The following is a 16,813-nucleotide window of genomic DNA, read 5'->3' as shown; positions in this document are numbered from 1 at the left end:
TATGTTGCAAACTGATCTATAGAATATTTGCTGTGGTAAAAAGAGAGGAACCTTTTGTAAATTTAACAAGATATAATTTGCATATGTCTTAGAATACACGAATAATTTATTATAACCATTTGAAAAGTTACATTTTCATTCGTGCATTCGTGGCAATATTTCATCTCAATTCTTTTATACTTTTATCTTATTCTTGTAAATAATAAAGTGGCCGCCTCAGATTGAGCCGGCCACTTCATTGAAATATATTTTGTGATTGAAAATTATTTGATTTCGAAATAAAATCCCTGTTCTTCCAATTCTTTATATTTTTCCTGATTAAAAGTAAAGAGTTTTCCGGGTCTTCCACTTCCCTCTTTTTTAACGTTATTGGTTTCATTAAGCAATCCGTAGCTCATGATTTTCTTGCGGAAGTTTCTGCGGTCAATTTCCTGTCCTACAATAGTTTTGTACAAATTTTCAAGGTCCGAAAAAGGGAATTCTTCATTGAGAAGATTAAAGCCTATGGGCTGATATTGAATTTTTGTACGAAGCCTTTTTAAGGCAATATCAATGATATTTTTGTGGTCAAAAGCCACTGTTGGAAGCGTATTGACACTGAACCACTGGGCATCATCAGCATCGGAATCTGCAAAAAGTTCGTGGTAAGATGGGTTTACAAGCCCCAGATAAGCGATAGAAACCACTCTGTTTCTCGGATCACGGCCTACGTTACCAAAAGTATAGAGCTGTTCTAAAAAATCAGGCTTTATGCCTGCTTCTTCATGCAGTTCTCTTTTAACAGCATCATCCAGATTTTCATCATCCAGAACAAGGCCTCCCGGAAGTGCCCATCCGCCTTTAAAAGGTTCAATATTTCTTTTGATGAGAAGGATTTGAAGATCTTTCTTATCGAAATACCCGAAAATGACTGCATCTACAGCAACTTTGATATCCTGTAATTTTTTTGGAGACTCCATAAATTAATTTGCGTTACGAATACGCAAAGTTATGAATAAATATTTTTATTAAGTTTACATTATGAAAATATTTGTTTATCTGTTTCTTTTTTTGGTTGTTTTAAGCTGTCATGAGAAATCATATACAGACACTATAAGTTTTGAATATCCACTCTCAGGAGTTTGAACTCTCCATTGATAAAAATATCATCCACCAACAAAGGCATATGATGAGCGTTGAATAAATACAAAAATAGCTGCCTTAATAAGACAGCTATTTTTTATGTTGTTTATTCATTAAGCTTCAATACAGCCATGAACGCAGACTGTGGCACTTCTACCCTTCCAATCTGTTTCATTTTCTTCTTACCTTCTTTCTGCTTTTCCAATAGTTTACGCTTTCTGGAAATATCTCCTCCGTAACATTTTGCAGTAACGTCTTTTCTTAGAGCTTTAATGGTTTCTCTTGCAATAACTTTTGCTCCCAATGCTGCCTGAACAGCAATATCAAACTGCTGTCTCGGGATCAGTTCACGAAGCTTTTCACACATTCTTTTTCCGATGTAGTAAGCATTACTGTCGTGAATCAGAGATGAAAGAGCATCTACCATGTCACCATTGATCAGGATATCCATTTTTACAAGCTTGGAAGCTCTGAATCCGATTGGGTGGTAATCGAATGATGCATATCCTTTAGAGATTGATTTTAATCTGTCATAGAAATCGAAAACAACTTCAGCCAAAGGCATATTGAAGATCAGTTCTACTCTTTCTGATGTTAAATAACTTTGGTTAACGATCTCTCCTCTTTTCTCGATACATAAAGTCATTACTGCTCCAACGAAATCAGACTTTGTAATGATTGATGCCTTAATGAATGGCTCTTCTACTCTATCCATTGTAGAAGGATCCATCATTTCAGATGGGTTATTGATCAGGATTGGAACTTCAGGTTCTTTTTTGGTATATCCAAAATAAGAAACGTTGGGTACCGTAGTAATTACGTTCATATTGAACTCTCTGTCAAGACGCTCCTGAACGATTTCCATGTGAAGCATCCCTAAGAATCCGCAACGGAACCCAAAACCAAGTGCTGCAGAACTTTCCGGTTCGAAAACCAAAGAAGCATCATTTAATCTCAGTTTTTCCAATGAGAATCTCAGTTCTTCAAAATCTTCAGACTCAATAGGATAAATACCAGCAAATACCATTGGTTTTACTTCCTCAAATCCATCGATTGGCCCGTCTGCAGGATTCTCAAATGAAGTAATGGTATCACCTACTTTTACTTCACGGGCATCTTTAATACCAGAAATCAAATATCCTACATCTCCACACTGAATTGTTTTCTTTGGAACCTGTTTTAGCTTTAAGGTACCTACCTCATCAGCTCCATATTCTTTTCCTGTAGCAAAGAATTTAATTTTTTCATTTTTAGAAATACTTCCGTTTACCACTTTAAAGTAAGCTTCAATCCCTCTGAATGGGTTATAAACAGAGTCAAAGACCAATGCCTGAAGTGGTCCGTCGGGATTTCCTACCGGTGCAGGAATTCTTTCAACGATCTGCTCTAATAAATGATGAACTCCTTCTCCTGTTTTTCCTGAAACTCTCAATACATCTTCGTATTCGCATCCGATAAGATTCATAATCTCATCTGTTACTTCCTCAGGATTAGCAGACGGAAGGTCAATTTTGTTCAAAATCGGAATGATCGTTAAATCATTTTCCAATGCTAAGTATAAGTTACTAATTGTTTGTGCCTGAATACTCTGAGCAGCATCTACAATAAGAAGGGCTCCTTCACAGGCAGCAATAGAACGGGAAACTTCGTAAGAAAAGTCAACGTGTCCCGGTGTATCAATCAGGTTTAGAATATATTTTTCTCCTTTATACTCATAATCCATCTGGATCGCATGAGATTTAATAGTAATCCCACGTTCCTTTTCCAAATCCATATCATCAAGCGTCTGAGACTGTAATTCTCTTTGGGTAACGGTATTCGTATACTCCAAAAGACGGTCTGCCAAGGTACTTTTACCGTGGTCGATATGAGCGATTATGCAAAAATTTCGTATGTTTTTCATTTAAGAATCTTGTAATTTGCAAAGATAAAAAAAAGCGAGAGATTATTGTCTTTCATTATCTTATTGTATCAATTTATTTAAATTTTCATCAGAAATATCATATTCTCTGTTGTTGGGAATATTTCTCTTCAACATAATAATCTTTTTATTTTACTACAAAATTAGATTTAAAGAGAAAATTAAACGGCTCTCACAAAAAAAGATCTGTAAGAGCCGTCCAACATTAAAAAAATAAACTATTATGGGGTCTGTTTAGGTCCCGAAGCATTATTATGTACATGAGGCTTTCTTTCGTTCATTTTATCTCTCATCATACCCTCAGACTGAAACAGCTTAAGGACTTTCTGGCAGGGAATTACCTGCTGCATTTTTTCTGCATATTTTTTTCTGTTATCCAGAAGCTTCTGTCCTATCTCAAAGCTTTGCTGTAATTTAGCTTTAGCTTCATCATCTGATAATGTTTCAGGATTAAAGCCTGGATCAAATTGACTTTTTATCTGCTTCTGACTATCCAGATACTCGTTATAAAGCTGGGTAAATTCTGCCTTATCTCCGGAATCTACATTCAGATTATCCATGATCATATTATTCCTGAATTTCTTAAGGAGTTCCTTCCTTTCCTCAGGAGAAAGATTGTTGATGACTTCCTTTCTTTGTTTGGGATCCATCTTCTTCCAATCATAATCGGTTCTTTGAGCATTTAAGCCAAGACTAAAACCATAAATAATAAAAAACGTCAATAGTATCTTTTTCATCTTTCTTTATTAATTATATAAATCCAAATAAACATCCTGAGTTGAGTTACTTGCCAGTTCTGCAATCTCAGAATTGGAGAACGAGTCCAGATATTCATTCATCCGGGTTTCTTCTTTTTTAGTTACGGGTTTCACTATTTTTTGTGAAACAGCTTCTTTTTCATTTCCTCCTTGGCTTTTTACAGCTAAAGGAGTATTATTTTTTTGATTTCCAACTGTTTGATTATTATTTTCAACAGAGGTTAAATCTCCTTTCAATGTTTCATAGGCAAGCTCAGATTCCGTTTTAGGCTCTCCTTTATGCATTGCATACGCCTCTTTTGAACTCAATCTCTGATCTGCAGAATTATTACTGGAATTATAAATAAAAGTTACTCCAAAGATTAAAGCCAGTGACGCTGCTACTGCATACATCCAATTTAATTTAAAGACCGGTGCTGGTGCTTTTTGCTCCGGCTTTATATCATTCATAACCCTCTCCTGAATATTTTCAAACAAATTTTCAGGGACTGTGTAAATGTTTTTACGTTCTAGTTTTTCTATGTCGAACTCTTTCATCTTTGTTTTGTCAAAAATTATCTTTCGTAATTTTCCTTAATATAATCTTCTATTTTCTGTTTGGCATAATGATAATTAGTTTTCAATGTCCCTACCGACATATCTACAATCTTAGATATTTCTTCGTAAGGCAAGTCATCATAATACCGCATCATAAATACCAGTTTCTGCTTTTCCGGCAGGCTTTGTATAGCGTTCTGTAATAAAGTCTGTATCTCTTCTGCATCACCTTCTACATTGTCTGCCACCAGATTTTGCATATGATACTCCGGATCTTCATCTGTTTTCTGCATTTTCTTCAGTTTGTTGACCTGCTGCAATGCTTCATTGGTAGCAATTCTATACAGCCATGTATACAACTGACTATCATTTTTAAACTGATGAAAATTCTGATAAGCTTTGATAAAAGTTTCCTGCAAAGTATCCTGGGCAAGATCTCCGTCCACAATAATTCTTCGTATGTGCCAGTACAATCTGCTTTGATAGGCATCCATCAAAGCACGAACACCTTTATCCTGTGTCCGTGGATTCTGCATCAACGAAATAATTTCCGCGTCCTTAATCTTCATAAGATGCCTTTCACTGTTTTGGATTACAAAAATAACTGAAAGTTAAATTAATTATTCAATTTTCAGTTTAAATATTAAAAATAATATGAGACAGTTACGCAATAAGTGTGCCTCTATTTAAGTTTGGGGTTTCTATGCGGATCTTCCTTTCCCGACTCATCTTAAAATCCTATATTTGTTAGATGCAAATTGTAATTATCGGTTCCGGAAATGTGGCTTATCATATTGCCAAAGCCTTTTCTTTGAAAGGTATTTCCCTTGCTCAGATCTTTGGGCGGAACAAAAAAGAATTGAGTAAAATTTCTGGAGAACTGCATATTCCTTATTCTACAGAAAAGTTGGAAGATGCAGATCTGTACATCATCTGTGTAAGCGATCATTCTGTGGAAGAGGTTTCTAAGATGATTACCAAGAAAAATTGTCTGGTTGCACACACTTCAGGTTCTCTTCCAAAGGAAACTTTAAGCGGTGAATACAGAAAAGCCAGCTTTTATCCATTGCAGACCTTTTCAAAATCAAAGGAACTGGAATATGAAAAAATCCCATTTTTCATTGAAACAGAAAATAAAGAGGATACAAAGATACTCTTTGACCTCGCTTCCAGAGTATCAGAAAATGTGATGGAAAGTAATCATGAAAAAAGAAAATATATTCATTTAACGGCTGTTTTTGCCTGCAACTTTGTGAATCATCTTTTTTCAAGAGCCAAAGAAATTTCAGATTCTCAGGAGATTCCTTTCGATTATTTTTTACCGCTGATTGATGAAACGATTCAGAAGATCCATGAGATAGAACCTAAAATGGCTCAAACGGGGCCGGCTGTAAGAAATGATCTTAGGATTTTAGAATTACATGAACAATTAATACAAGACGAAGAAAGTCTTAGCATTTATAAGACAATGAATCATTCTATTCAAAAAATGTATGAGTTATAAAGAGAAATTAAAGGATATTAAGGCCTTTGTATTTGATGTAGACGGAGTTTTCACAGATGGAAGCGTTTATCTGATGCCTGGAGGAAATATGAGCAGAGTAATGAATGTACTGGATGGCTACGCAGTGGTTAAAGCCTTAAAAAACAATTATTTAATAGGAGTTATTACTGGTGGAAATGATGAAATGGTAAAACACAGAATCAATTACCTTGGAATCCAGGATTATTATCCGAAATCCCATAATAAAATGGAGGATTTTGAAGATTTTAAAAAGAAGTATAATCTTAAGAATGAGGAGATCCTGACTATGGGAGATGATCTTCCTGATATCCATATTATGGAAAGCTCTGCTATTGCAGCATGTCCTGAAAATGCCGTTCCTGAAGTAAAAGGGGTAGCTGATTATATTTCTCCAATAAAAGGAGGAAGTGGTGCTGTACGTGATGTCATTGAACAGGTCATGAAAGTTCAGGGGAACTGGCATGATGATAACACCCAATCTGTATAACTTTACTTATGAAATTACTTTTAGCATCACAGTCACCAAGAAGAAAAGAACTTCTTTCCAGCCTTGGTTTTGAATTTGAGGTTGTAAAAATCGACTGTGAGGAATTACTTCCTGAAAACATTAAAATAGAACAGGCTGCGGCTTATTTATCTGAATTAAAAGCAGATGCTTTCAGAAATCTGGCAGCAAACGAGGTTTTGCTTACGGCTGATACAGTGGTGGCCTTTGACCAGAAAATTCTGGGAAAACCTAAGGATGATTCAGATGCCCAACATATGCTTCGAAGCCTTTCGGGAAGAATCCATCAGGTGTATACTGGAATTACCATAAAAACTGCAGATAAAACATTTACGGAAACAGATGTTGCCGATGTGACCTTTGACGAGATCAGTGATGATGAAATACAGTATTATATTCAAAATTATAAACCATTTGATAAAGCCGGAAGTTATGGGATTCAGGAATGGCTTGGAATGGCGAAAATCAAAAGTCTGACAGGAAGTTTTTATACAATTATGGGGCTTCCTACCCATCTTGTTTATAAAATTTTGAAAGAGATTTCTGCGGTTTAAAAATCACAGCGGTTTCTGACGTCTATAAAGATGAAATAAAATATTTCCCAAAGAAATATAAATATTATTCATTATAAAATTTTATTATTTTTACAAAATCATCAAACTGCTGATAATAAAAAGCAGATTAGCAAGTTATATTGAATAATGAAAAAGAATATATTGTTCCTTTTAGTGATTTGTCTTATTGCTTCTTGTGCTACCAAAACAAAAAAGCCGGAGCAACGTTCAAAATTATTGAAAGGCTTTTCCACATATTATAATACCCTGTTTAATGCCAAAGATGCATTGAATAGTGAATTCACGACCAGGGATAAGGCCCATAAGGATAATTTTTATGCTCCTTATATCCCAATACTTACTTTTGAAGATCAACCTTTGGGAAGTGATCTTGGCCAATCAGCAGCTTTTGCAGAAAATTCTATGAAAATGGCAGAAGTAGCCAACAGGCCTGGAAGAAATAGCGGAATTCCTAATATGCCGGGAGGTCCCGGAAATGATTCTAACAATCCGGATGCAGCCCCAACAAAAGGAGCAACAACACTGGAAATTGCTGAAGCTAAAGCATTAAAAGCCATCAATAAATATTCTGTTACCAGAAATGGTGAAGAAAAAAATAAACAGATTTTTGATGCGTATATAATCCTTGCCCAATCAAGAATTTATCAGAACAAACCATTGGAAGCATTGGATGCTCTTAACTATGTCTTCACCTATATGAAGGATGATAAAAGAGTTCCACTTGCAAGAATCTATCAGGGAGTAGCATATGATAAGATCAAAGATTACCATAGAGCTCATGAAACTTTTGCTAAATTAAAGGGAGAAGATATTAATAAATCCTATGCTAAACTATTGAGCATTTATTATGCTGAGTCTCTTTTAGATGCAGGAAAAAAAGAAGATGCATCCAAGGAACTTGATCTGGCTTTTGATTTAAATTCCAACAGAAAACTGAAGAGCAGAATTGCCTATTTAAGAGGTCAGGTTCTTGAAAATCTGGGACAAAATGATAAGGCAAGGGATAGCTATACTGCTGCTTACAAATACTCCAGTGATTTTGAGTTTGAGGTAAAATCTCAGATTGCCATTGCCAAAACCTTTAATGGTAAAGGAGATTATAACGGCGCCAAAAACTATCTGGAAGGGATCAGCAAAAAAGGGACTTATGGTTCCCGAAAAAATGAATTTTATTATGCTTTAGGTCTTATGGCTAATAAAGCCGGAAAAAAGGATGAAGCACAACAGTTTTTCAAAAAATCATTATTTGAAAAGGTTTCTGATCCTCAAATCCGTGGGCTTACTTATTATGAAATAGGAAAAAGCTATTTTGAAAAGAACGATTATATCGGTGCCGGAATTTACTATGATTCTGCACTTGCCGTAATGACCTACGAGCCTTCTAAAATTCTGTTAAAAGACCAATCTGCCTATATTAAAAAGATTTCCAAGAACTATTATCTGATCAAAAAAAATGACAGTGTTCTTTCTTTAGCTAAGATGGATAATGCTCAAAGAACAGACTTTTTTTCAAAGTATATTGCAAAATTAAAGATCAAGGAAGAAAAAGAAGAACAGGAAAGAAAACGTGCAGAACGAAATAAAGGATTTGATACCGGAGATTATAGTGCAAATTCTATTTTTGCCAATAATAGTTCCAGTGCTTTTGAAGATTTTGGAGTGACAACGAAAGGCTTTTATTTCAACAATACCGGAACCGTAAGCAAAGGGACATCTACATTTAAGCAGGTATGGGGCGAAAGAGCGCTTTCTGATAACTGGCGTTTTTCTAAAAAAATGGCTTCTATTGAGGATATGAAAAATGAAGCTCTTGGAGTGACTTCAGCACCTAATCCAAGACGTTTTGAACCGGCTTATTATATTGAGCAGATTCCTACAGATCAGGGAAAATTAGCTCAACTGAAAAAGGACAGAGATACGGCATCATTAGGATTGGGTATTATGTATCAGAATTATTTTACCAATACTCCTCTGGCAACCAAAACTCTTTATGACCTTGTAGATGTAAAACCGGAAGAAAAGGTAATGCTTCAGGCATTGTATGAAATTTTTGCAATGAACTATGAGAAAACTCCTCAGGCAGCAGAAAAAGCAAAACAAATTCTATTGACTGATTATCCTTATACTTCATATGCAGAATTTGCAAGGAACCCTAAAAACAATTCATTTGTAAAATCAACGATAGATGTAGAAAATGAGTATAAAAGAGCCTACGCTTTATATGAGTCTGAGAAATTCGTGGAAAGTAAGGAAGTCGTTGACCAAACTATCCAGAAATATCCAAAAGATGCACTGGTACCGAAATTATACCTGTTGAATGCTTTCAATACAGGAAAATCCAGCGGAAAAGAAGTCATGATCCTCCAGCTTGAACAGATTGTCTTAAACTATTCTAAAACTCCTGAAGGAATAAGAGCTAAAGAAATGCTGAATTACCTGAAAAGTGACCTCAGCTTCCAGGCTACAGACAATAAAGGAAATTCGATCCAGCAACCACCGGGCTCTCCTACTCCATCTTCGAACAAAAGCAAAAATGTTCCGCAAATGGCAACCGGAGACTCCAACAGCCAAGGAAACCCGGATGCCAACCAGACTAAACAGCTACAACAGATGCCGACAGTGAATATGAACAATGCTCCACAGCAGAAAATTGATAAGCCTAAAGTAAAAAATAAAAATGTCCCTGATGGTGGGCCAGAAAGCCAATAAAATAAAAAAGCGAAGATTTACTCTTCGCTTTTTTATGTAGTTATTATTTCTTCTGAGACATAAAATTTTATGACCCTTTTTTCTTTACTCCATGGAAATCTTTAAGATAAAAAGGTTCAAAATAAGCCATATCTTCGAATTCTTTATTCTCTATTTTTTCCAGCGTCTTTTTAATCAGATATTGCGAAGAAGGATAAATATCTTCTCTGAAGTCTGCATCAGGCAGATTTAATATATCTTTTGCTTTCCTGGCACCGTCTCCCACAAAGACTACCTTTTTATCTCTGAACTCTTCAAAAGAAGTTTCGTCTAAAATCTTGGCTTCAGTTGCTGAAATTTCTTTTCCTGTAGAACCGTCATAAACAGCTGTATAAACCTCCATTCTCCTTGCGTCGATTAATGGCACTATAAATTCATAGTTCTGGTCTAAAAACGGCTCTATCATGCTTTCAAGAGAATTAACGGCAATAAACGGAACCTTCAGTCCATAGCAGAACCCTTTTGCAGAGGCAGCACCAATTCTTAATCCGGTATAAGATCCCGGTCCTTTACCTAGTGAAACTGCTTCAATGTCTTTCAGTGAAATTCCTGCACCTTCCAGAGCCCATTCTACATAGGTATGAAGGCTTTCAGACTGTTTATAGTTTTCAGAAACTTCTTCACACACGCATAACAGCTTTTCGTTATCTGATACGGCTACTGAACAGTTTTTAGACGATGTTTCAAGATATAGAATTTTCATAAGATAATGTAACAATTTAGCAATATAACAATCCCTAATCACTGGGTGTTATATTATTTTTATGCAAATTTAATCCTTTATTTTGAGACTACTTTCTATAGATTGTTCTCGGTTCGGACTGAGCGCTTGGGTAAATGCACATATCTGCAATCGTAACGTGCTTCGGAGCATTGATACAATAAGCAATGGCATCTGCTATATCTTCTGCCTTTAATGCCTCATAACCGGAATATACCGTTGCAGCTTTTCCACTGTCTCCTTTGAATCTTACCAATGAAAAATCTGTTTCTACAGCTCCCGGTTGAATATTGGTTACTTTGATCCCGAATTCAGTAAGCTCCAGTCTCATTCCTTCGGAAATAACATCTACTGCTTTTTTGGTAGCACAGTACACTACTCCATTCGCATAGGTTTGTCTTGCTGCCACAGAACTAATGTTTACAATGTGACCTAAGTTTTTAGTTTTCATTCCGGGAATGATCATTTTGGAAACATACAGAAGTCCTTTTACGTTCCCATCAATCATCGAGTCCCAGTCATCAGTCTTTCCGGATGACAGTGGCTCAAGCCCATGAGCATTCCCTGCATTATTAATCAGAACATCAATCTCTTTCCATTCTGCAGGAAGGGAATTGACCGCTGTTTCCACTTCTTCAAGATTCCTCACATCAAATCTTAAACTAAATATTTCGGTAAGTTGAGATAACTCATCCTTTAAAGATTTCAGTACTTCCTCTCTCCTTCCACAAATGATGATTCTGTTCCCTTGTTTTGCCAGCAGTTCAGCAGTGGATTTACCGATACCGGAAGTTGCTCCGGTGATTAATATTGTTTTCATACAACTGATTATTTATTTAATATAGCAATCTATGAGCCTAACAATTTGCCAATGTATGATATTTATTGTTACACTGATCTCTTACTAAACTGATACATTATTTATTATACTTTAGGATCACATCAATTCGCGTCAAATGCCTGAAAAGCATCAGCAATATGATCAATCGTTAAATTTCTATGTTCATCAGGAAGAACGGAAATGATATCAAACCTTACTTCATTTTCTTTATTCAATTCTTCCAGATAATGATTTGCTGCCAAGACAATGGATCTGATCTTTGTTTTGGTTACGGCTTCTTGAGGCAGTATAAAAGCATCTGTAGATCTTGCTTTTACTTCAACAATAATGATTAATTCATCCTTTTCAGCAATGATATCTATTTCAGCTTTTTGAAATCTGAAGTTTCTGGCCAGGATTTTATAACCGCATTTCTGAAGATAACCGGCAGCCAGATCTTCTGCGATTTTTCCGAAGTCATTGTGGTCAGCCATTTTCTATATTTTAAGATATAAAAGTGGAGTAGTAGCTTAAAATTCGATCTTTACTTTAGCATCAATTTTTACCTTAACCATTCCACCAATTAACAACGGTCTGTTGTCCTTGATGTGTCCGTTGGGAAAACCAAATACAGTAGGAAATTTATATTTTGAGATTCTTTCAGAGATCATTTTATAAGCAAATCCGTCAAAACTGGATTCATACTCTTTATTGTCTTTTTCATCGCCCATATTGGTCATTCCACCTACGATAAGACCTTTAATCTTATTGAAAACTCCTGCCAGTTCCAGACTCATCATCATACGATCAAGCGCGTAGAAATTTTCACCAATATCTTCTATGAATAATATTTTATCTTTAAAGTCAAAAGAATATTTGGTTCCCAGAAGGGCATAGATAAGGGCTAAATTACCTCCGATTAATTCTCCTTCAATATTACCTTTTTTATTTAATGGGTGGGATTTTAGGCTATATTTTGGTGTTTTCCCTTTTAAAATATCGAAAATCAGATTATAACTTTCATCGGTCACCCCAAAACTGGATGTTTTGATGGTCTGCCCATGAATGGAAGCAAAGCCTTTTTTCAACAGATAGCTTTGTATAACGGTATTATCTGAATATCCGATATACCATTTCGGATTTTCTGTGAAATTTTTCAGTTTCAGATGCTGTATCAGGTGCTGGCATCCGTAACCTCCTCTTGAAGCCCAGACTGCACCAATCTCTTTATCGTTTAAAGCCCAGTTGATGTCTTTTATTCTTTCCTTTTCTGTTCCGGCATAATTGTATCCGTTTGAAAATTTGGTATAAAGATGTTCGCCTAAAACAGGTTCAAATCCTTTACTTTTTATTAATTCTATCCCCTTTTTAAGTTGAGAAGCATCTACAGCTCCTGCAGGAGAAATAACAGCTATTTTGGCTCCTTTTTTAAGAGCTTTTGGAAAGATAATTTTTTTCATTTTGTCTTTTGATATTTTACTTCTTTTTTCTCGGCTTCTTCCAGTTGTCTGTCAAACTGATTAAACTTTTTAAAGCTCTGCAGGAAGATAAAGAAACTGAAAACAATAAGAATCACTCCTACAACTCTTCTGATCCTGTTAGCCAGTTTTTGGGTGAGTTTATCGTGAAACTGCTTAGCCAGAAATATCTTGGCAAGGTCAATGCCCAGATAAGTTCCTATTACAATGCTTATATATAAAATAAAACTGCTGGTGTCCGGATATTGATTCCTTACGGAAATTACCGTTACCAGCCAGAAAAGAATGACTCCAACATTGAGAAGATTAAAGAAAAAACCATTGAAAAAGGTTTTAATATAATTTTGACTAATGATCTTCTCTTCACCAGGCATATGCATTTTGGTCTTCGTTACCAGCATGACAATTCCATAAATAAAAATAAGAATGGAAGTGATCCTGTAAAAACCGGGATGTTTATCAATTAAAGTAACAATATCCGCACTGGCATAATAAGCTGCTACAATACACAATAAATCTGCAGTAATTACGCCCAGATCCAATGATAAGGCATGCTTTGGGCCTCTGGAGAAACTGGTTTCAATTAACAGGAAAAATATAGGCCCTATAAAAACCAGACTCAACATGAATCCTAAAATAATGGCAGATAATACAAGTTCAAGCATTTAATAAATTTTAAAATGAAAAATATTTCATTCCGTTTTATACAAAGTTATACTTTATGATTTAATTATTCAATAAAGATGTGATATATCAACTTTATTTTCGTCTCAGATTGGGATAGGATTTTCGTGGAAAGAAGCAGGAAACTAGGAGAGGGAAGTACTTAAAGGAAAATGAAAAAAGAAGATATTTTCACTACTTAACAGCCATAAAAAATAAAGGGGTCATTCCTGCTTTGGAACAACCCCTTTGTTTTGTTATTTTTTGATTATTGATTGTATTAAACAATCTTAAAGTCCAATTGTTTTTGAATCAGGTTCGCTTTTACTACTTTGATCTGAACCTGATCTCCCAGCTGGTATTTATTTCCGTGTCTTACTCCATATACTGCATGGGTTTTTGCATCATAAGTATAAGAATCATCTACTAAATCTCTTAATTTGATAAGACCTTCAGCTCCGTTTTCAGGAATTTCTACCCAGAATCCGAATTCAGCCACTCCGGAAATAACTCCTGTGAATGTTTCACCAAGATGTTTTTCCATGAATTTCACCTGCATATACTTGATAGAATCTCTTTCTGCATCAGCAGCTAATCTTTCCATTGAACTGCAGTGCTTGGATTTTTCTTCCAGCTCCTGTTTGCTTGGAGATTTTCCTCCATCCAGATAATGCTGAAGAAGACGGTGCGCAATCAAATCCGGATAACGGCGGATAGGAGAGGTGAAGTGGCTATAATATGAAAACCCAAGACCATAATGTCCGATAGGTTCTGTAGAATATACTGCCTTACTCATACTTCTCATGGCCAATGTTTCAATCATATTTTCTTCTCCCTTTCCTTTTACATCATGAAGAAGTTTATTCAAAGATTCTGCAACCTTTTTGGTATTGGCCAGATCCATCTTATATCCGAATGTGGAAACAAAATCTCTTAATGATTCCAGCTTAGCAGGATCCGGATCATCGTGAACCCTGTAGATAAATGTATTATTGGTGATTTCTCCCTTTCTTGTTAAAGAGATAAACTCAGATACTTTTTTGTTGGCTAAAAGCATGAACTCCTCGATCAGGTGATTGGAGTCTTTACTGATTTTAAAATAAACTCCGATGGGCTGATTATTTTCATCCAGATTGAATCTTACCTCACTTCTGTCAAATGTAATCGCACCATTTTTGATACGGTCATTACGCATGATCTTAGCCAGCCTGTCAAGAACATTGATCTCTTCAGCCAGATCTCCCTGACCGGATTCAATACGTTCCTGAGCCTCTTCATAGGTAAATCTTCTGTCCGAATGAATCACTGTTCTTCCAAACCACTGTTTTTGGATTTCTGCCTGATCGTTCAGTTCAAAAACTGCTGAAAAGGTATATTTATCTTCATTCGGGCGAAGCGAGCATACATCATTACTTAGCACTTCCGGAAGCATTGGTACAACTCTGTCTACCAAATAAACTGAAGTTGCTCTCTGATATGCTTCATCATCCAGAATGGTTCCCGGAACTACATAGTGAGATACATCAGCAATGTGAACTCCGATTTCCCAGTTTCCGTTTTCCAGTTTTCTGATAGATAAGGCATCATCAAAGTCTTTTGCATCCTTAGGGTCTATGGTAAATGTGCAGATATTACGCATATCCCAACGTTTTGCCACTTCTTCATCAGTAATGCTTCTGTCTATTTTATCCGCATCCAGTTCCACTTCCTGTGGAAACTCATAAGGTAAACCATATTCCGCAAGAATAGAGTGGATCTCTGTTTCATGTTCCCCCGGAGCACCTAATACCTGTATAATTTCTCCTTCAGGATTTTTATCACCAGGTCTCCATTCTGTCATCTTTACGATTACCTTATCGCCATCCTCAGCATTATTGAATTTTGCTTTCGGAATAAAGATATCTGTATTGATTGATTTTTTATCACAAACCACAAATCCAAAATCTTTGTGGGTCACCTTCTGAAAAGTCCCCACAAACTCTGTTCTGTTTCTTTCTAAAACTTCCAAAACAGACCCCTCCAATTTCTTTCCTTTATAATGATAAGTTATAATAAGAACCTTATCTCCCTGCAAAGCATCCTTTACATTTTTAGCATGAACGAAGACATCATCTTCTAATCCTTCTACATTAACGTAAGCATTTCCGCTTTGGTTAAAATCGATAATTCCGGTTAATGTTCCTGCAATTTTCAGGTTCACAATATACTTTCCTTTTTCTACTTCTTTAATCTTTTCAGATCCCTGAAGTTTATGCAGTGCCTGAATCACAAGTTCCCTTTGTCTTGGGTTTTTATAATCTATTCCGTCAGCAATCTGCTTATAATTATAAATTTTTGATGCATTTGCATTCATGAAACGAAGGATTAATCTTCCGATCTCCATCAGTTTCAAATCATTTTTATGACTTATATATTTTCCTTTTTTTGGCATTTTAATTTTTTTTAATTGTTATATTCCGACTCTGTGATCTCTTCTATTTTTGAGCTTTTACATCTAAAATAAAAATCTTTTTTATTGAGAGAAATGGTAACCTTATTGTCTTCAACATATACAAAAAGATCCATTTTATCACTGTCCGGAATCATTTTTTCATTGGAATCCGGTATTTCTGCAAATTTTCCTTTTGCATTATACACCATTCCATATTTCGTTTCTAATTTAGGTACTCCTTTGAGACCTACTATATTTTCTATACTTTCATAATCAAAAATACGGGGTCTTCCTATTGGAAGAATCATTTTATCAGGAAAAAGGTTGGCAAACTTCTTAAAGTTTCTCTCATCCCAGAATGATTGAAATATCAATTGCTGTACCATATTCCCTGCAGAATGATCAGTTCTGTCCATCCCACAACCCGCTTCAAATTTTCTATATATAGAAACATAAAGCACTTTACTTTTTAGATTCTTTCCCTCTATTTTTTTGAAAATAAAATCTGCTAATGCATGATAATTAATATTCTTATTATGAGCTAAAAAATCACTTTCTATTTTTTGCAACTCTTCCTCGGTATACCTTTTCGGAGTAGGAATAATCTTACAGCCATTATTTTCTGGAGCCCCAGGTGTTGTAGGACAATTATCATCCTTATCTAAAATTCCGTCACCATCTGTATCTGGCCAGGGACATCCATTATTTTCTGTGGGACCGGCTACAGTAGGACAGGCATCATCTTTATCTAAAACTCCATCACCGTCTGTATCCGGCCAAGGACATCCATTATTATCTTCTGATCCTGATACCTCAGGACACTGATCCATATAGAATCGAACTCCATCTTTATCCTTATCAGAAAGGCAGATCTTTTTACTGAATTCTTTTTTGCATTTTTTAAATTCAGTATGATCCTTAATCTCTTGGGCATGGAAACAACTGACCATAAAAAATAATACTGCAGATCCTTTTATTTTCATCAAACCTTAATGTTTAATTTAATCTT

15 protein-coding genes and 1 pseudogene are annotated in these 16,813 nt (G+C 35.5%); 4 read left to right on the top strand and 12 right to left on the bottom strand.

Annotated elements, in window-relative coordinates; genetic code table 11:
* Nucleotides 1-263: 263 nt before the first annotated feature.
* The 5 genes from DRF65_RS23415 to DRF65_RS23395 all read right to left on the bottom strand — a co-directional run bounded on the left by DRF65_RS23415 (nt 264) and on the right by DRF65_RS23395 (nt 4,907).
* Entirely contained in the window at nt 264-959 is a 696-nt protein-coding gene (locus tag DRF65_RS23415) for an NUDIX hydrolase (RefSeq protein WP_115973145.1), read from the bottom strand.
* Between the two features lie 269 nt (nt 960-1,228).
* Nucleotides 1,229-3,025: a translation elongation factor 4 gene (gene lepA, locus DRF65_RS23410; protein WP_115973144.1), complete on the bottom strand. Its 1,797-nt coding sequence runs from the start codon at nt 3,023-3,025 to the stop codon at nt 1,229-1,231.
* 239 nt (nt 3,026-3,264) lie between these two features.
* Nucleotides 3,265-3,780, bottom strand: a complete 516-nt coding sequence (locus DRF65_RS23405) for a hypothetical protein (protein ID WP_115973143.1) — start codon at nt 3,778-3,780, stop codon at nt 3,265-3,267.
* A 9-nt stretch (nt 3,781-3,789) separates the two neighbouring features.
* Nucleotides 3,790-4,338 (bottom strand): hypothetical protein, encoded by a 549-nt coding sequence (locus DRF65_RS23400; RefSeq protein WP_115973142.1) that lies wholly within the window; start codon nt 4,336-4,338, stop codon nt 3,790-3,792.
* Between the two features lie 17 nt (nt 4,339-4,355).
* Nucleotides 4,356-4,907: an RNA polymerase sigma factor gene (locus DRF65_RS23395; RefSeq protein WP_115973141.1), complete on the bottom strand. Its 552-nt coding sequence runs from the start codon at nt 4,905-4,907 to the stop codon at nt 4,356-4,358.
* 182 nt (nt 4,908-5,089) lie between these two features.
* Here DRF65_RS23395 and DRF65_RS23390 point away from each other — a divergent pair, with 182 nt between their 5' ends.
* From DRF65_RS23390 to porW, 4 genes are all read left to right on the top strand, one after another.
* Complete coding sequence (locus DRF65_RS23390; protein ID WP_115973140.1) at nt 5,090-5,842, top strand: Rossmann-like and DUF2520 domain-containing protein; 753 nt, start codon at nt 5,090-5,092, stop codon at nt 5,840-5,842.
* A complete protein-coding gene (locus DRF65_RS23385) occupies nt 5,832-6,350 on the top strand; it encodes a KdsC family phosphatase (protein WP_115973139.1) in 519 nt (172 codons plus the stop codon). The genes DRF65_RS23390 and DRF65_RS23385 overlap by 11 nt, the downstream gene beginning before the upstream one ends.
* A gap of 8 nt (nt 6,351-6,358) precedes the next feature.
* Nucleotides 6,359-6,922 carry a Maf family protein gene (locus DRF65_RS23380; RefSeq protein WP_115973138.1) on the top strand — a complete coding sequence of 188 codons (564 nt, stop codon included), beginning with the start codon at nt 6,359-6,361 and terminating at the stop codon, nt 6,920-6,922.
* A gap of 147 nt (nt 6,923-7,069) precedes the next feature.
* Nucleotides 7,070-9,652 (top strand): type IX secretion system periplasmic lipoprotein PorW/SprE, encoded by a 2,583-nt coding sequence (gene porW / locus DRF65_RS23375; RefSeq protein WP_115973137.1) that lies wholly within the window; start codon nt 7,070-7,072, stop codon nt 9,650-9,652.
* Nucleotides 9,653-9,719: 67 nt separating this feature from the next.
* Here porW and tsaB read toward each other — a convergent pair whose 3' ends face one another.
* The 7 genes and pseudogenes from tsaB to DRF65_RS28640 form a co-directional block, all read right to left on the bottom strand.
* A complete protein-coding gene (gene tsaB / locus DRF65_RS23370; protein WP_115973136.1) occupies nt 9,720-10,394 on the bottom strand; it encodes a tRNA (adenosine(37)-N6)-threonylcarbamoyltransferase complex dimerization subunit type 1 TsaB in 675 nt (224 codons plus the stop codon).
* Nucleotides 10,395-10,482: 88 nt separating this feature from the next.
* On the bottom strand, nt 10,483-11,232 hold the full coding sequence (locus DRF65_RS23365) for an SDR family NAD(P)-dependent oxidoreductase (RefSeq protein ID WP_115973135.1): 750 nt from the start codon (nt 11,230-11,232) through the stop codon (nt 10,483-10,485).
* Nucleotides 11,233-11,354: 122 nt separating this feature from the next.
* Nucleotides 11,355-11,726, bottom strand: a complete 372-nt coding sequence (locus tag DRF65_RS23360; RefSeq protein WP_115973134.1) for a YraN family protein — start codon at nt 11,724-11,726, stop codon at nt 11,355-11,357.
* A gap of 36 nt (nt 11,727-11,762) precedes the next feature.
* On the bottom strand, nt 11,763-12,692 hold the full coding sequence (locus DRF65_RS23355) for a S66 peptidase family protein (protein ID WP_115973133.1): 930 nt from the start codon (nt 12,690-12,692) through the stop codon (nt 11,763-11,765).
* Nucleotides 12,689-13,375 (bottom strand): LysE family translocator, encoded by a 687-nt coding sequence (locus DRF65_RS23350; RefSeq protein WP_115973132.1) that lies wholly within the window; start codon nt 13,373-13,375, stop codon nt 12,689-12,691. Before DRF65_RS23350 ends, DRF65_RS23355 begins: the two co-directional genes overlap by 4 nt.
* A 278-nt stretch (nt 13,376-13,653) precedes the next feature.
* Nucleotides 13,654-15,804 (bottom strand): ribonuclease R, encoded by a 2,151-nt coding sequence (gene rnr, locus DRF65_RS23345; RefSeq protein ID WP_115973131.1) that lies wholly within the window; start codon nt 15,802-15,804, stop codon nt 13,654-13,656.
* Nucleotides 15,805-16,334: 530 nt separating this feature from the next.
* A pseudogene (locus tag DRF65_RS28640) lies at nt 16,335-16,664 on the bottom strand (thrombospondin type 3 repeat-containing protein); the annotation flags it as partial.
* Between the last annotated feature and the right edge of the window lie 149 nt (nt 16,665-16,813).

The sequence above is a fragment of the Chryseobacterium pennae genome (genome assembly GCF_003385515.1).
In the GTDB taxonomy this organism is placed as follows: Bacteria; Bacteroidota; Bacteroidia; order Flavobacteriales; family Weeksellaceae; genus Chryseobacterium; species Chryseobacterium pennae.
The sequence above is the reverse complement of the archived record's forward strand: the minus strand, read 5'-3'. Positions and strand labels throughout refer to the sequence as shown.

Coding starts and splice junctions, on each gene's coding strand:
- DRF65_RS23360 (WP_115973134.1), bottom strand. CDS start 11,726: ATGGCTGACCACAATGACTTCGGAAAAATCGCAGAAGATCTGGCTGCC.
- DRF65_RS23350 (WP_115973132.1), bottom strand. CDS start 13,375: ATGCTTGAACTTGTATTATCTGCCATTATTTTAGGATTCATGTTGAGT.
- DRF65_RS23405 (WP_115973143.1), bottom strand. CDS start 3,780: ATGAAAAAGATACTATTGACGTTTTTTATTATTTATGGTTTTAGTCTT.
- rnr (WP_115973131.1), bottom strand. CDS start 15,804: ATGCCAAAAAAAGGAAAATATATAAGTCATAAAAATGATTTGAAACTG.
- DRF65_RS23395 (WP_115973141.1), bottom strand. CDS start 4,907: ATGAAGATTAAGGACGCGGAAATTATTTCGTTGATGCAGAATCCACGG.
- porW (WP_115973137.1), top strand. CDS start 7,070: ATGAAAAAGAATATATTGTTCCTTTTAGTGATTTGTCTTATTGCTTCT.
- DRF65_RS23355 (WP_115973133.1), bottom strand. CDS start 12,692: ATGAAAAAAATTATCTTTCCAAAAGCTCTTAAAAAAGGAGCCAAAATA.
- DRF65_RS23415 (WP_115973145.1), bottom strand. CDS start 959: ATGGAGTCTCCAAAAAAATTACAGGATATCAAAGTTGCTGTAGATGCA.
- tsaB (WP_115973136.1), bottom strand. CDS start 10,394: ATGAAAATTCTATATCTTGAAACATCGTCTAAAAACTGTTCAGTAGCC.
- DRF65_RS23365 (WP_115973135.1), bottom strand. CDS start 11,232: ATGAAAACAATATTAATCACCGGAGCAACTTCCGGTATCGGTAAATCC.
- DRF65_RS23400 (WP_115973142.1), bottom strand. CDS start 4,338: ATGAAAGAGTTCGACATAGAAAAACTAGAACGTAAAAACATTTACACA.
- DRF65_RS23390 (WP_115973140.1), top strand. CDS start 5,090: ATGCAAATTGTAATTATCGGTTCCGGAAATGTGGCTTATCATATTGCC.
- lepA (WP_115973144.1), bottom strand. CDS start 3,025: ATGAAAAACATACGAAATTTTTGCATAATCGCTCATATCGACCACGGT.
- DRF65_RS23385 (WP_115973139.1), top strand. CDS start 5,832: ATGAGTTATAAAGAGAAATTAAAGGATATTAAGGCCTTTGTATTTGAT.
- DRF65_RS23380 (WP_115973138.1), top strand. CDS start 6,359: ATGAAATTACTTTTAGCATCACAGTCACCAAGAAGAAAAGAACTTCTT.